Raw genomic sequence first — 16,032 nt, forward strand, 5'->3', positions numbered from 1 at the left:
TCTCACTCCTTACTTCCCCCTAAGTTCAATGGAAGTTTTATTACCACTACGGTTCCTTTATGTAGTTGACTATCGATCGATAATCCAAATGCCTCGCCATATGTTAGTTTAATTCTTGCTTGTACATTCATCATTCCATAGCCAAAATTTATTTGTTCTTTTTTATCCTTATTCAAAATGACAAGGCTGTTTAGTTCTTCTCTTAAACAACTTAAATCTTCTTCCCTTATGCCTATACCATCATCGATAATTTTTAACACAAGACAATTACTGTCTTGTTCTGCACTTATAAGAATTTCACCTGGTCCTCTTCTCTCTTTAATCCCGTGATAAATCGCATTTTCTACTATTGGTTGAAGGACTAATTTAAGTATTTTCACCTCTTCCAACCCGTGCTCAAAAATAATCTCATAATTTAATTTATCCTGATATCTTGCTTTTTGAATCGCCAAATAGCTTTGTATATGCTTCATTTCGTCTTTCAATGGAATAAAATCATTTCCCTTGCTTAAGCCAATTCTAAAAAAAGAAGACAGGGACGACACTACCTCAGCGACATCTTTTGCTCCATGCTTTCTTGCCATCCAATTAATAGTATCTAGTGTATTGTATAAGAAATGTGGTTTAATATGAGCCTGTAAGCTTCTTAGTTCCGCTTCTCGTTTTTGCCTCTCTTGTATTTCTGTTAATTTTATCAAGCTATTAAGCTTTGTAATCATATGATTAAACGTTTTCCCCAGTCTACCTATCTCATCCTTCCGATTCCCTACATATTGTATATCCATATTGCCATCTTCCAGTTTTCTCATCATCATCATTAATTTGATAATTGGATTGGAAATGGAGTTTGAAAAATAATAGGAAGCGCTTATACCAACGAAGCACAGAAAAAAAACAAAAAGGAATAGATATAACTGAATTTCCCTTACTTCTGCTACTGATTCTTCCACGTGAAAGATTCCCACTGTTGTCCAATTGGTAAAAGGTGTTCTCTGATAAATAAACTCCATTTTTTCCCCATTAATCACCTTTTTATAAGAGCCCCAATCATTCTCCAATAAGATTGCTTCTGGAATGGCTAACGATTCCTTATGAGAAGTCGAATATATCTCCTTTCCGCTTTCATCGATAACGGTTAAAAATCCAGATAGTCCAATTTGAACATTATTTATTGCTTCTCCTATTACTCTTAGTTTCAAATCTATTAAGATTACGCCTGAGATTTCTTGTGTATCTCTATTAACAATTGCCCTTACAACCGTAACCACATCATTGTCTTTGTAATTAATTTGACTAATAATATTGCGTTTTTGAGGTTTGCCGATTATTTTGAAGATCCCTTTGTTTTTTACTGCTTCTTCATACCATGCTTCCTTCGTTAAGTCCACATCCTCTTTGGCATAAAGCTCATTGCTAATATATTGTCCATCTCTATTGATGAGTAAAATTCCTGCAATTTCTGGGTACAAAGATGTAAACCCTTGCATTTTTTGACGAATCGAATAAATCTGTTCTTTCTCTTTATCTTCACTCAGTCCATGAGAAAAAAACGAATTAATTTGTGAATCCATTGAAATTAGATAACTAACATTTTGTACATTTGTAATAGATGATTCCAATGTTGTGTTCACTTGATCAATCAACTGCAGGGTATTTTTCGTAGCTTGCTCCCCTAAAATTTTCTCAACCGTAACACCTACTAGCAATCCTAATCCAATAGCTGGGAGAATACTAATTAGCAAAAACAAAGCAATCAGCTTATCTCTAATGGAGAAATCATTGATTTTATCTAATTTCGGAAACATTTGTCATAGCCTTTCTTCTTTATTTAGTATATTCTGCATAATATTCTTTTACATTCTCCTTTGTAACGATTGTTATTCCTGTGTCTACATACGGGGGAAGAGAATGATCATCATTTTTCGTTTTCTCATTATGTAATTTAAATAAGAACTGCATCGACCAATATCCCATATTCCAAGTCCCTTGAGCCATTGTCGCAGAAATAGATCCGTTCTCTATATGATCTAATGTTTTCCTATCAACATCAAAACTAATAATCTTTAAATCTACCTTTTTGTTTTTGGTAGCAGCATCAGCCACTCCGACTCCGCCGTTTGCTTCTGTTACAAATATCCCTTTTACATCTGGATACTTTTGTATAATCTCGTTCGCTACTTTTTCCGATTTAAGTTGATCACCTTCACCATCAAGAACTTGTACAACGTTTATTTTCGGATATTTTGTTTTCATTGTTTCCATAAAGCCTTTAGTTCTTTCTTGATGGTTTAACTGCTCTGGTAAAGTAATAGCAGCTACTTTTCCTTGGTTATTAATTAAGGAAGCCATTTTATCTGCTGCTTCTGCCCCTGCAAGATAATTATTCGTTCCTAAAAATGATGACGCATTACTTAACGGGGCATCTGAATCAAATAAAACAATAGGTATTCCCATATCAACCGCTTTATTAATAGTAGCATTTAAATCATTCGGATTTATGGCAGAAATCGCAATCCCAGCAGGCTTCTTCGCTATAACTTGCTCTAGAATTGTAATTTGTTCATGTAAGTCATATAAAGCTCCACCTCTATATACAACGGAAACATTTAATTCATTAGCGGCATCCTCAAATCCTTTTAAAACAGACTTCCAATAATCGATACCAGCCATAAAGGTTACCATTACATATTCATCATTCACCACACCTTGTAACCGCTCTCTTTTTATTCCATTCGTATTCTCCAATGCAGCATTTAAATGGGAATGATAAAAATAAATACCAAATAATAAAAACACACTTATATACACATACAGTAACTTCTTCATACAGACACCTCCTAAAGGAAAAAACTGTATGTTCCATTATACATGGAAATACTTATAGTGAAAAGAAAAATTCAAGTTTCTCTTTTCCATGTGCTATTAAAAAAGCAATCACTCAAAATAGATAGAGTGATTGCTTCAGTTTGTCGACAAAAATGGAATTTTCATGCGTTGCTTGGAGTGGAAGAGGTGAGACTCCTGTGGGATTAGCGAGACAGCTGAGACCCTGCAGGCCAAAGGCCGAAGCGGCTCAGCGCGAGCCCCACGGAAAGCGAACCCCTGAAGCGGAAAGCAACATCCCTATTCAAAGAGACTAATAAATATACTATAGACAAACCTCTATATCTAAAATTCAGGGATTTGTCTACGGTCTGAAGCAATCACTCAAAATAGATAGAGTGATTGCTTTTTATATTTCCCTTATCTCTTTAAAAGGACTTCTTCTTCATAAATTTTCACTTCATTTAGCCAAGATTCACGCACTGGTACATTCATTTGTTCACAATAATAATCCCAAATAGCTCCAAATGGATATGTTTTAAATTCTTCCATTAATGCTAATCTCTCTGTGAAATTCCCTTCCTCTTGTAATTGTTTTAATTTTTCATTTGGAAGTAATAATGCATTCAAAAGTGCTTTAATCATATTTCTTGTACCAATTGTCCATGCAGCTACTCGATTAATACTAGCGTCAAAGAAATCTAGACCGATGATTACTTTATCTAATGCATCATTCCGGACGATTTCTACGGCAATTTCTTTTAGTTCATCATCTAAAATAACGACATGATCGCTATCCCATCTCACTGGTCTAGATACATGCAATGCTAATTTATCACTAAATAAAAGCATGGAAGAAATTTTATTAGAAACAGTTTCTGTTGGATGATAGTGACCAGTATCCATTAAGCACAATTTATTATTTTTCAATGCATAACCTAAGTAAAATTCATGGGAGCCGACTACATAAGATTCTGACCCAATTCCGAAAACTTTGCTTTCTACAGCGTCTAAGTTATATCTTTCATCTGTTTCTACAGCATAAATTTCATCTAATGAATCCTTTAATCTTTTTCTTGGTGTTAAGCGGTCGCTTGGAATATCTTTATAGCCGTCTGGAATCCAAATATTTGTTAGGGCTGGTGAACCAAGCTCCTTACCAAAATATTCAGCAATTTTTCTACTTGCGATGCAATGTTGAATCCAAAAATCACGAATTTCCTTATTTGGATGTGCTAATGTTAAACCATCTGCTGCTTTTTCATGGGAGAATAAAGTAGGATTAAAATCTAACCCTAATCCATTTTCTTTTGCCCATTGTACCCAATTTTCAAAATGCTTCGGTTCTAGCTCATCTCTCTCTACTGCTACCCCATTTGTTTCTGCATATATAGCATGTAGATTGACACGATGTTTACCAGGGATAAGCGAGAGTGCTTTCTCTAAATCGCTTCTTAATTCTTCTGGATTCGTTGCTTTCCCAGGATAATTTCCTGTTACATCAATTCCCCCGGATAACTCTCTTTGATTCACTTCAAATCCAGCGATATCATCTCCTTGCCAGCAATGAATCGAAATGGGAATATTTTTTAGCTTTTCTAATGCTTCTTGTACATTTACTCCCCATTGTTCATATTGCTTTTTTGCTAACTCAAAATTTTCTCTAACAGACATAATTATTTCCTCCTTTTATTTGGTTACATCTTCGGTTGCTTTAAACGTTTTAATTTCAAAAGATTTCTTTATCATTTGTCTTGCTTCCGATAAATTTTCCACTTCTCCTAATGCAATAAATTGAGAAACGATATTCCCAATAGCTGTCGCTTCTATTGGTCCAGCATATACATCTTTCTTAGTAGCTTCTGCAAGTAATTGGTTTAACATTTCATTTTGGCAGCCACCGCCAATAATATTAATACTTGGAAAAGATTTTTCAAAAATTTCTTCTATTTCATCTATAGCTGTAATATAGCTTTCTACTAAACTATCATAAACACATTTTGCTATCTCACCTGGTGTTGCTGGAACTTGTTGGCCTGTTTCTACACAATAGTGCTGAATTTCTTCCACCATATTGTCAGGCTTTAAAAAACGATTATCATTTACATTTACAGTGCTTGAAAAATCATGTGCTGCTTTTGCTAATTCAACAAACTCACTAAAAGAGTATTGATTCTGATAATTACGTCTCACTTCCTGTATCATCCAAAGCCCCATAATATTTTTCAAGAAACGAAAACGATAATCAATTCCTCCTTCATTCGTAAAGTTATAATCTAACGCCTTCGTTACACAAATAGGAAACCTATTTTCAACACCAATCAATGACCATGTCCCAGAACTGATATAAATCGTCTCATTTAACTCTGGAACAGAAATGACTGCAGAACCTGTATCATGTGTTGCCGGAAGGATTATTTTCATATCAAAACCAAATTCCTCTACCAATTCTGGCTTCAAATTTCCAAGAATCGTATTTGGCTTTTTAATTTCTTGGAACATTTCCCTGTTTATTCCTAATGTATCGAGAATCGTTTTGTCCCATTTTTTTGTAAAAGCATTTAATAATTGTGTGGAAGAAGCATTGGTATATTCATTTGCCGATATACCTGAAAGTAAATAATGTAAATAATCAGGAATCATCAAAAAGGTTTTCGCCTTTTCTAATACTTCTGACTGCGTCTTTTTTAAAGAATATAATTGATAGATCGTATTAAATTTTTGGAATTGAATACCCGTTTCTAAGTATAATCTTTCCTTTATGATATTTTGGAAAACTTCTTCCATCATCCCATCCGTACGATCATCCCGATAAGCAACGGCATCTGTTAAAAGTTCTCCATTTTCATCTAGTAAAACAAAATCTACCGCCCATGTATCAATGCCAATACTTTCTGGCTTAATACCTAGATCGTTGCACTTTTTTATTCCTTTTTTTATTTCAGAAAAAAGCCGATTAATATCCCAACAATAATGCTGTCCTTTTTTGATCATCTTATTTTCAAAACGATGAATTTCATTGAGCTCTAATTTTTCTTGCTGAACAGACCCAAGAATAAGCCTTCCACTTGAGGCTCCGATATCTACTGCTAATGCATATCTTGTCATTTCCACCTCTCCTTAAAAAGGAATTAGAAAACGTTTCCTTGAATTCATTGTAATGGGTTTCATTCTTCAATAAAATAACGTAATTTTTCTTTTTTATTGTCCTTATTTTCCAAGCATATAACAGCTATTTTCTAATTTTTCTACTGTATTAACAAAAGAAAAGTGTTATGACAAAGAAAAAGAGACAAAACAAAATATCTAATGGGTAAAGACGAACAATCTCTCATTTAGTAGCGAAACCAATAAGTTGCCTGATTCTTTTCAAAAAAAAATATAATTAGTAGAAAAAATGGAGCAGACTGAATACACGTAGACTCCTATGGGAGCTGCGAGAAAGTCCGAGACCCCGAAGGAACGTAGTGACGAGGAGGCTTGGCGCTCGCCCCATGGAAAGCGAAGTGTATTCAGTCTGCGGGTAATAAGCACAAATTTTCTTTTTTAAAATTAATAAAAAACCCAAACAATTATACGGAAGTTTTATCAACATCTACGTATAATTGTTCGGATTTATATTTAGTTGGAATACTTTTGTCCCAGCCTCTTCGACCGAAATGCTTTCGGTGTCATTCCATATTTTTCTTTAAATATCCGATAAAAATAGCTAATATTATCATATCCTACTTCTTCAATAATCCACTTAATCGAAAGATCTGTGGTTTCCAATAAGTTTTTTGACTTACTTAGCCGCTTCTCTTGAAGCAATTCCTTAAAAGTATAGCCTGTTGCTTTCTTAATATTTTTGCTCAAAGAGGATACGGATTGATGGAGCTGCTCGGCTAATTCATTTAGCGTTCCATTTTTATAATTCTCTTCAATATAGGTCAAAGCCTCGATAACGAGATACTGATTTTGCAATACACCTTCATTTTGTTGAATTTTATCTGTATTTTTTATTAGTTCGATAATCAATAACCCCATATACAACTTCATCGTCGATTCTGATAAAAGAGAGTTATTTGCTTCTTCCTTTAATAATTTCCCGATTATGTCCTGAATTTCTGTCACATCAGAGACCTTATAATATAAATATTGGCCACTTTCCGTATGGTTAAACAAACTATTAATTAGAAAATCTGTTAGTTTATTTTCTTCATGTAAATATTGAAAAATAAATTGAAAAAAAGGTGGCTGAATGATGAAATTAACTACGATATCTTCCCTATCACATGCCTGAATTTCATGCTCCATATGCTGATTTAAAAATAAAAGTTCCCCTTTTTTTAACGAAATCTGGTCATTGCCAACCTTTTGCTTCAATCCCCCATTCACTACATAATTAATCTCAATATAATTATGTTTATGTTTCGGAAAGTCAATAAAGCGAGTGTGCTTTCTCACCGTTATCATTTTATCTTTACGCAAAAATTTTTCACTTTCTATAATAAAATTACTTTGACTAGTATAGATATCTTTTATTACACCTTGCTTTTGCTGGACAATGCTTTTTTCTTCTTCTGTTAACTCCATTAATTGTTTTAATAAATTTTTATCCAAGAAGGTCAGCCCCCCTGCTTCAACTATCTATTATTATGAGAGGGAAAGGGTTGTTTAGCAAACATAGTATATAATACGGAGAAATAGTTTTTTCTCTTAACTATTCTTTCACTCTTCAAAAGTTAATTTTAATTTAGAATCGGTCTCTACTCTTTTCCGCTTTTATTCTATTAACACAAAAAGCGGGGATAAAATAATCCCCGCAACTCGAAAGTTAGCTTTATCTAGTGAAGGCAGCAGGAACTCCTCCATCAACTGTCAGCATGCATCCTGTTGTTTTCTCTGCTTTCGAAGAAGAGAAATAGCAAATCGCTTCGGCAATATCCTTAGGAAAAATATTTACTAATAAAGTAGTACGTTTTCGATAGTGTTCTTCTAATTGGTCTGGTTCTATTCCATAATTAGCTGCTCGCTCTTCACGCCACTTTGATCCCCAGATTGCCGAGCCTTGTAACACAGCATCTGGTAATACAGTATTAACACGAATACCAAATTCTCCACCTTCTGCAGCAATACATCTTGCAAGATGTGCTTCCATTGCTTTCACAGAGCTATAAGCCGTAACATTTTTCCCTGCGTATACAGAGTTTTTAGATCCAATGAATACCATGCTTCCGCCTAATCCTTGTTCTTTCATTTGTTTGAATGCTTCTCTTGCAACTAGAAAATATCCTGTCCCAAGAACGTTTAAGTTTAGATTCCATTCTTGTAAAGACGTTTCATCAAATGGACTAGAGGTGGCGAGCCCTGCATTATTTACAATGATATCTACACCTCCAAAAGTAAGAGCAGTTTTCTTATAAGCTTCTTTTACAGCTTCTTCTTTCGTTACGTCCATTTTCACCGCTAGCGCTCTATTGGAACCATACTTTTCATTTATTTCCAGTGCTACTTTTTCTGCACCTTCTATATTTAAATCTGCAATAACAACATGTGCACCTTGCTCTGCAAATAGTCGGCATGTTTCACTACCTATACCTCCAGCGCCTCCCGTAACAAAGGCAATTTTACGAGAAAATTCTGCTTCTGTTGGAGCAAGAGATAATTTATATAATTCTAGTGGCCAATACTCTATTTTAAATGATTCATTTTCATTTAAAGAGACGAAATTACCTAGTGTTGTAGCGCCCTTCATTACAGAGATAGCGCGATGATATAAAGCACCGCTCACCTTAGCCATAGCAAGGGTTTTCCCTGTGTTAACCATACCAATTCCAGGTATTAAAATAATCCTCGGAGCCGTTTCAGAAATCTGATCTCCAGCCTCTTTATTTCTTTCAAAATAAGCTGTATATTCCTTTTTAAAGTTCTCTATACCTAATTTTATCTTTTCTTTCAAACTAGCAATATCTTTTGTTACCGGATCCCATTCAATATATAAAGGTTGCCTTTTCGTATGTACAAGATGATCTGGGCACGCTGCACCTATTTGTGATAAGCTCTGAGCATCTTTACTATTTACAAATTGAAGTACATCTTCTTCTCGATCGTAAGTTAGCAGCATTTGTTTTTCTCCACTAACCGCTCCCCGGATTACTGGCATCACTTGACTTAAAATCTCTTCAGCCTCTTCTTCTTTTAAAGCAGGATATTTTTCCCCGCCAAAAACCTTCTCTTCTTCTATTTTATTATGAATATAGCTTTCCGCTTCATTAATGATTGCGATTGTTTTGTCATAGCTTTCTTGTGCTGTATCTCCCCAAACGACAAGGCCATGCTTTTCCATCAATACTAATTCTGCATTAGGATTATTCTGTACACCTTCTGCGATCATTTTCGATAAAGTAAAGCCTGGTCTAATATAAGGAACCCAAACAAAACGATTACCATAGATTTCTTCGGCAAGTTGTTTCCCATTATCTGCACAACAAATGCTAATAATGGCATCCGGATGAGTATGATCGACATGTTTATATGGTAAAAATGCGTGTAATAAGGTTTCAATAGACGCTCTAGGGTGGTTACTATCAATCATACAATGAGAGAGATAGGCAACCATTTCCTCATCAGACATTTCTTCTCTTTCAATCAATGGTTTAATATCTTCTAGCTTAAGACCAGTGAAATTATGCGCTTTCATTGTTGCTAAGTCTGAACCGCTTCCTTTCACCCACATTACTTCTATATCTCGTCCGCGGAAGTCTTTTTCGATTGTTTTCATGGACGTATTTCCGCCACCCCAATTACATACAGCTCGATCTGTACCGATTAAATTGGATCGATAAACCAATTCATCTAAACCTTTCTTTAATTGTGAAGCCTTTTCATTATTCCATAAATTCTGTACCATCATAATTCTCCCTTCACAAACTGTTTTTTTATACCCCAAATACATTATATAATATGTTTGTTTATTTTTGAAATAGTTTATTTGTTTTTATTTATAGTTATTTTGCAAAGATTAATCCAAATCACGACAGTTTATATCGGCTACCATTGCAAAGAATGTGAGGTGCTCCTTTGTTACGCTTACCTTTAATCTTTTGTGGTTCGCTTTATGAAAATTTTTTTTACCTATGCAGTAGCTTTTTCAGTTTTCATTTGCTTAATGAACGCCTCTTTTCGCTTAGGAGCTCTCCTTTTTGGTTTTCATTTCCTCGATGAACGCCTCTTTTCGCTTAGGAGCTCTCCTTTTCGGTTTTCATGTCCCCCATGAACGCCTCTTTTTGCTTAGGAGCTCTCCTTTTCGGTTTTCATCCACTTAATGAATGCCTCTTCAGCTTTGTCCGTTTTCATCAAAAAAAAAGCCTAGACAGGTCTCCCTATCTTCAGCTTCTATCCCTTTTATTTCCCTAGCATGTCTAATGTTTCTTCTACACCAACGGCATAATCATCAAACTGGCCATTTTTAATTTTTATCATCGTTGGTGTTCCAGTAATTTCGATTTCTTCTGCGTTTTCTGGTGCTTCATTTCCATATGCTGTATTATGTGTTGCGATAATTTGGTTTTCTTCGTTCGCAACAATTCCCCAAGCAATATCTTTATCATTTTGGAAATTTTCTATGTTTATTCCCTCATTCCATACTTCTTTACCGTCTTCTATTTTACCAATTACTTGATCATACTTTTTATGGTGTGCTTCCCAGTCATACCAGCTAGATTCATTCTTTTCCTCCTGCATATCTACAACATAAAAAGGAATGTCTCCACTATTGCTAAATGAAATAACATCTTTCTCAATTTGTTTACAGTATGTACAAGTAGATTGCCAAAAATAAACAATATATTCTTCCTCTTGCTGATCAAACGTATCGGATGCATTTATTTTTTTTATGTCTTCAATCGCGTTAATACTCTTACTATTTAACCACCATATTGCTGCAATGCAAATAATAATAATTACCGCAATAGTACTAAACAAAATCATTGCTCTATTCTTTTTTTTCATTCCAAATCTCCTTTTTTTAACATTATTACCTCTATTCTATCTAAAATCCTCTCCAAATAAAGCAACAATCCTGCACCAAATCCAACATAATTGTGAACATACCTTTTCGCTTTATAACTAAAAACGCTGAAATTGTAGACTTTATCGTTTTAAATTCACTATATTCGTATTATTCATTCTTCCTATGATAAAATCAAAATATCTGATAAAGGAGTTGAATAGTGTGAAAGAAAATATGATAAATCGTTTTGTGTCGTATGCTGTTGTCGATACACAATCAAATGAAAATAACTTAGAATGCCCGTCTACTCCAGGACAGTTAATACTAGCCAATTTATTAGTGGAAGAACTAAAAGAAATTGGGATGGAAGAAGTTTCTATTGATGAAAATGGTTACGTAATGGCCACTTTGCCGGCAAATACAGATAAAAAGGTGCCAACAGTCGGCTTTCTTGCGCATTTAGATACTGCTACTGATTTTACAGGCAAAAATGTTCGTCCGCAAAAGGTAGAAAACTATGATGGACAAGATATTGTTTTAAACGAATCGTTACATATCGTATTATCTCCTAAGGATTTTCCCGAATTAAAGAATTATGTAGGGCATACTTTGCTAACTACCGATGGTACAACCTTACTTGGGGCAGACAACAAAGCAGGTATTGCTGAAATTGTCACTGCTCTTATTTACCTAAAAGAAAATCCAGACATTAAACATGGAAAAATTAGAGTGGCCTTTACTCCTGATGAGGAAATCGGCAGAGGACCTCATAAATTTAATGTAGAAGCCTTTAATGCTGATTTTGCTTACACTGTTGATGGTGGGCCATTAGGTGAACTACAATATGAAAGCTTCAACGCTGCTGGAGCAAAAATTACGATAAGTGGAACAAATGTACATCCAGGTACGGCAAAAGGAAAAATGGTCAATAGTATCAAAATTGCGATGGAACTACAAAGCCGCTTACCTGCAAGTGAGTCACCTGAATTTACAGAAGGCTACGAGGGATTTTATCATCTACTTTCCTTTGAAGGGGATGTAGAAGAAACAAAACTATCTTATATTATCCGTGATTTTGATCGTGCTTCTTTTGAAGAAAGAAAAAGTATTCTTCAAACAATTGTAGTAGAGTTAAATGAGAAGTATGGTACCGACACAGTGAAGCTCGACTTAAACGACCAATACTACAATATGCGTGAAAAAATTGAACCAGTAAAAGAAATCGTGGACGTTGCATATCACGCAATGGAAAATCTCGGTATTACACCAATTGTCCAACCAATTCGTGGTGGTACAGACGGATCTCAGCTTTCCTATATGGGACTGCCAACTCCAAATATCTTTACTGGTGGAGAAAATTTCCACGGTAAGTATGAGTACATTTCTGTGGATAACATGGTAAAAGCAACAAATGTAATCGTAGAAATTGTTCGCTTGTTTGAAGAGCGCGGGGAATAAGAAAAGAAGGCTGTGACATAACTAAATAGATACTTTGTGAAGACGAACAATCTCTCATTTAGCTAGTAAATAGCGTCTGCTTTCGCATACTTTTTACAATAGAAAATATAATTAGTTGGGAAAACAGAGCAGCCGGAATACACGTAGACTCCTGTGGGATTAGTGAGACAGTCTGAGACCCTGCAGGCCAAAGGCCGAAGCGGCTCAGCGCGAGCCCCACGGAAAGCGAAGTGTATTCCGGCTGCGGATAACAGCAACAAACTTCGTAGAGCATCCTTTTTTAAAATGAAAAAAAAACTAAATAATTATACGAACTTTCCATTAACGTTTTCGTATAATTGTTCGGATTTAACTTTAGCTGGAATACTTATGGCCCAGTCTCTTTAAAAGTTTACTAGTTATTAAACATCGCTTTTTTCTCTAAAATTAATTTTGATACACGAAACAAATTTTGTACTTTTAACAGTTTAGTATATAATGATTCAGTGCCAAAATCCCTATATTCCATGGATTTAGTGGTGAATGAAAAGATTAGAGGAGTTTTGCAATGGATACAATCAGTAAAATGCAAGAAGAAGTTACACAAAATACAGAATTACATCACTATATATTAGAAACATTTGGACTTCAATCGAAGAAAAAAAGAGTTCGTAAAAAACTTTTTAAACAAGTAATCTCGCAAGAAAAAGTCCTAAAAAAAGTAGTGAAAGAATTTAAGCAAACAGATCAAGAACAGACTATTCCTTCTGGGCAACAAGTAGAAAGCACATTTTCCTTTGATAAACTACCAATTACTACCCTATTAAAAATTGGGAAAGAATTCTTTAAAGAAGAAGAAAGTGTTCGTTTTTACTATAATAAAAATAAAGAACCTTTTTATAAGAATAAAGAGATGCTGATTGCATGTATTTCAACAAATTATGCAGGTGCACCAGCTGATATCCAAAAAGAAATCATAACGAAACTATAATTCTTCTACATGACGAAACTCATTTGTGGATAGCCACTTCTATTAATCCTCTTGTTTTTACGAAGTGGCTACTTTTTTTATCTTGCCATCTACTACAAAATAAGCAAGCGCATTCAACTCGCTTGTTCGCTATCTCACATTCTGCTATAATTTTGATGTAATACATATCAAATACTATTAATTTAATCGATTAAGAAAGGGAGGCATACAAATGATTAAAGTTGCACCCTCCATTCTCTCCGCTGATTTTGCTAAGCTTGGGGATGAAGTGAAAGATGTAGAATTAGGTGGCGCAGATTACATCCACGTTGATGTAATGGATGGTCATTTTGTACCAAATATAACTATCGGCCCGCTTATTGTTGAAGCAATCCGTCCAGTTACAACATTACCTTTAGATGTTCATTTGATGATTGAAAATCCAGATGCTTACATTCCACAATTTGCTAAGGCTGGTGCGGATATCATTACCGTACATGTGGAAGCATGTCGCCACTTACACCGTACGATTCAATTAATTAAAGAACATGGGGTAAAACCTGGGGTGGTATTAAATCCAAGTACTCCGGTTGAAATGATTAAGCATATTATCGAAGATATTGAGATGGTTCTATTGATGACCGTTAATCCTGGATTTGGTGGACAAGCTTTCATCCCTAATGTACTTCCAAAAATAAGAGAAGTTCGTCAATTAGCAGATCAATTAAATCCAACACTTGAGATTGAAGTAGATGGTGGCATTAATGCCGAAACTGCAGTATTAGTAAAAGAGGCAGGAGCAAATGTGCTAGTTGCCGGGTCATTTATTTATAATAATTCCAATCGCGAAGAGGCCATTAAAGCGGTACGAGGATAATATGGGTAGTTAGGAGTCTAAAATACATTTAGATTCCTTTTTTATTTCCCATAATTTAAACAAAGTCCATAAAACAATGCTGATGGCTTTATCAACTCCCATAAAACGACTTATTCACCTATAATCTACCAAAAAATAATTATATTAAAAACATTTAAATTTTTCTTAAAATATTCAAAATTATGAACTCGGACTCAAAATTTCAACATTTTTGCTGTTTTTTATAGGAAACAAAAATTTTTTTGACAAGTCTAGCATCTTTTCAGTATTATATTAAAATACTAGAGGAGGTTTCATGATGTCAGAATTAAATAAACAGAAAATTGTGGACAGTGTTCCCCAAAAGGGATTCTTTGGGCACCCTAAAGGATTATTCACACTTTTCTTTACAGAATTTTGGGAGAGGTTTTCCTATTATGGAATGAGAGCCATCCTGGTTTACTATATGTACTACGAAGTATCTAAAGGCGGATTAGGTATCTCAGAAGGAACGGCAATTGCCATTGTATCTATCTACGGTTCGCTTGTTTATATGTCCGGTATCATCGGTGGATGGTTTGCGGATAGAATTTTGGGAACTTCGAAGGCCGTTTTCTATGGTGGTATATTCATTATGCTCGGGCATATTGTATTAGCCATCCCAGGTAGCATTTCCATGTTCTTTGTTTCCATGTTTTTAATTGTTATCGGAACAGGATTATTAAAACCGAATGTATCAAGTATTGTTGGTGAAATGTATAGTGAAGAGGATGCTCGTCGTGACGCAGGTTTTAGTATCTTCTACATGGGTATCAACCTTGGTGGATTCTTAGCACCAATTATCGTCGGAGAAATTGGAATGAATTATAGCTTCCATCTTGGTTTCGGTCTTGCAGCAGTTGGTATGTTATTAGGACTAATTGTATTTATGATGACAAAGAAGAAAAATTTAGGACTTGCTGGTACGGTTGTGCCAAATCCATTATCTAAAGAAGAAAAGAAAAAAGTATATTCTTCCATAGGTATTGCTATCGTTGTCCTTGCCATTATTCTAGCAATTACTATACCTTTAGGATTTTTAACATTTGAATCATTTATTACAATTGTCGGAATTCTCGGTTTCTTAATTCCAGCTATTTATTTCACTGTTATGTACCGCAGTCCAAAAACAACTCGTGATGAGCGTTCTAGATTGATTGCGTATATTCCATTATTCTTAGCTGCAGTTATGTTTTGGGCTATTCAAGAACAAGGTTCAACTATTCTAGCTACCTATGCTGATAAACGAACTCAATTAGAGTTTGCTGGATTCCATCTTTCACCAACAATTTTCCAATCCATCAATCCGTTGTTCATCATTATTTTTGCACCAGTATTTGCATGGATTTGGGTGAAACTAGGTAATCGTCAGCCTTCTGTTTCTAAGAAATTTTCGATTGCTTTATTATTTGCCGGTTTATCCTTTATTATTATGATGTTACCTGCTTATTTAGGCGGAGAAAATACATTAGTAAGTCCGTTATGGTTAGTATTGAGCTATTTCCTTGTCGTAGTTGGGGAGCTATGTTTATCTCCAGTCGGCCTATCTGCAACAACAAAACTTGCACCTAAAGCCTTTTCGGCACAGACGATGAGTCTTTGGTTTTTATCAAGTGCCGCTGCTCAAGCACTAAATGCACAAATTGCTCCATTATTTACAAAAATATCTGAGGTTGCCTACTTCGGTATTTTAGGTGGAGTAGCTATTCTCTTAAGTATTATCCTTTTCTTGTTATCACCAATGATTCAAAACAAGATGAAGGGGATTAAATAATCATTAAGACAAGTGGGGGTTCATCCTCCACTTTTTTATGCTGAAAATTCTATTCACAACTCAACTAGGGAAACTAATATCAATTAGTTCCACCTCTATCCAAAAATCCTCACCTCTCCTTTTATTTCTCATAAAAGTTG

Annotated in this window: 11 protein-coding genes; 4 read left to right on the top strand and 7 right to left on the bottom strand. The window is 34.9% G+C overall.

The window, feature by feature from the left end:
- Nucleotides 1-2: 2 nt before the first annotated feature.
- The 7 genes from NST60_RS04170 to NST60_RS04200 all read right to left on the bottom strand — a co-directional run bounded on the left by NST60_RS04170 (nt 3) and on the right by NST60_RS04200 (nt 10,815).
- The gene (locus NST60_RS04170; protein ID WP_101730285.1) at nt 3-1,805 is read right to left on the bottom strand and encodes a sensor histidine kinase; all 1,803 of its coding nucleotides are present in this window, start codon (nt 1,803-1,805) and stop codon (nt 3-5) included.
- A gap of 19 nt (nt 1,806-1,824) precedes the next feature.
- Nucleotides 1,825-2,826 (bottom strand): substrate-binding domain-containing protein, encoded by a 1,002-nt coding sequence (locus NST60_RS04175; RefSeq protein ID WP_341098241.1) that lies wholly within the window; start codon nt 2,824-2,826, stop codon nt 1,825-1,827.
- Nucleotides 2,827-3,243: 417 nt separating this feature from the next.
- Complete coding sequence (gene rhaA, locus NST60_RS04180; protein WP_169188163.1) at nt 3,244-4,497, bottom strand: L-rhamnose isomerase; 1,254 nt, start codon at nt 4,495-4,497, stop codon at nt 3,244-3,246.
- Between the two features lie 15 nt (nt 4,498-4,512).
- Nucleotides 4,513-5,931 carry a rhamnulokinase gene (gene rhaB / locus NST60_RS04185; protein ID WP_341098242.1) on the bottom strand — a complete coding sequence of 473 codons (1,419 nt, stop codon included), beginning with the start codon at nt 5,929-5,931 and terminating at the stop codon, nt 4,513-4,515.
- 513 nt (nt 5,932-6,444) lie between these two features.
- On the bottom strand, nt 6,445-7,425 hold the full coding sequence (locus NST60_RS04190) for an AraC family transcriptional regulator (RefSeq protein WP_169188161.1): 981 nt from the start codon (nt 7,423-7,425) through the stop codon (nt 6,445-6,447).
- A 220-nt stretch (nt 7,426-7,645) separates the two neighbouring features.
- Nucleotides 7,646-9,715, bottom strand: a complete 2,070-nt coding sequence (locus NST60_RS04195) for a bifunctional aldolase/short-chain dehydrogenase (protein ID WP_341099792.1) — start codon at nt 9,713-9,715, stop codon at nt 7,646-7,648.
- A gap of 494 nt (nt 9,716-10,209) precedes the next feature.
- Complete coding sequence (locus tag NST60_RS04200; RefSeq protein WP_341098243.1) at nt 10,210-10,815, bottom strand: hypothetical protein; 606 nt, start codon at nt 10,813-10,815, stop codon at nt 10,210-10,212.
- A 184-nt stretch (nt 10,816-10,999) separates the two neighbouring features.
- Between NST60_RS04200 and pepT the strand changes: the two genes are divergently transcribed.
- From pepT to NST60_RS04220, 4 genes are all read left to right on the top strand, one after another.
- A complete protein-coding gene (pepT, locus tag NST60_RS04205; RefSeq protein ID WP_445304388.1) occupies nt 11,000-12,274 on the top strand; it encodes a peptidase T in 1,275 nt (424 codons plus the stop codon).
- A gap of 547 nt (nt 12,275-12,821) precedes the next feature.
- Nucleotides 12,822-13,244: a hypothetical protein gene (locus tag NST60_RS04210; protein ID WP_169188158.1), complete on the top strand. Its 423-nt coding sequence runs from the start codon at nt 12,822-12,824 to the stop codon at nt 13,242-13,244.
- 211 nt (nt 13,245-13,455) lie between these two features.
- Nucleotides 13,456-14,100 carry a ribulose-phosphate 3-epimerase gene (gene rpe / locus NST60_RS04215; protein ID WP_101730293.1) on the top strand — a complete coding sequence of 215 codons (645 nt, stop codon included), beginning with the start codon at nt 13,456-13,458 and terminating at the stop codon, nt 14,098-14,100.
- A gap of 298 nt (nt 14,101-14,398) precedes the next feature.
- A complete protein-coding gene (locus tag NST60_RS04220) occupies nt 14,399-15,892 on the top strand; it encodes a peptide MFS transporter (RefSeq protein WP_169189629.1) in 1,494 nt (497 codons plus the stop codon).
- The last annotated feature ends 140 nt before the right edge of the window (nt 15,893-16,032 follow it).

It is taken from the genome of Niallia sp. FSL W8-1348 (assembly GCF_038006745.1).
Lineage (GTDB): Bacteria > Bacillota > Bacilli > Bacillales > Cytobacillaceae > Niallia > Niallia alba.

Excerpts from the sequence above, each read along its gene's own strand:
- NST60_RS04220 (WP_169189629.1), top strand. The coding sequence starts at position 14,399 with ATGTCAGAATTAAATAAACAGAAAATTGTGGACAGTGTTCCCCAAAAG.
- pepT (WP_445304388.1), top strand. The coding sequence starts at position 11,000 with ATGATAAAATCAAAATATCTGATAAAGGAGTTGAATAGTGTGAAAGAA.
- rhaA (WP_169188163.1), bottom strand. The coding sequence starts at position 4,497 with ATGTCTGTTAGAGAAAATTTTGAGTTAGCAAAAAAGCAATATGAACAA.
- NST60_RS04195 (WP_341099792.1), bottom strand. The coding sequence starts at position 9,715 with ATGGTACAGAATTTATGGAATAATGAAAAGGCTTCACAATTAAAGAAA.
- NST60_RS04200 (WP_341098243.1), bottom strand. The coding sequence starts at position 10,815 with ATGAAAAAAAAGAATAGAGCAATGATTTTGTTTAGTACTATTGCGGTA.
- NST60_RS04210 (WP_169188158.1), top strand. The coding sequence starts at position 12,822 with ATGGATACAATCAGTAAAATGCAAGAAGAAGTTACACAAAATACAGAA.
- NST60_RS04170 (WP_101730285.1), bottom strand. The coding sequence starts at position 1,805 with ATGTTTCCGAAATTAGATAAAATCAATGATTTCTCCATTAGAGATAAG.
- rhaB (WP_341098242.1), bottom strand. The coding sequence starts at position 5,931 with ATGACAAGATATGCATTAGCAGTAGATATCGGAGCCTCAAGTGGAAGG.
- rpe (WP_101730293.1), top strand. The coding sequence starts at position 13,456 with ATGATTAAAGTTGCACCCTCCATTCTCTCCGCTGATTTTGCTAAGCTT.
- NST60_RS04175 (WP_341098241.1), bottom strand. The coding sequence starts at position 2,826 with ATGAAGAAGTTACTGTATGTGTATATAAGTGTGTTTTTATTATTTGGT.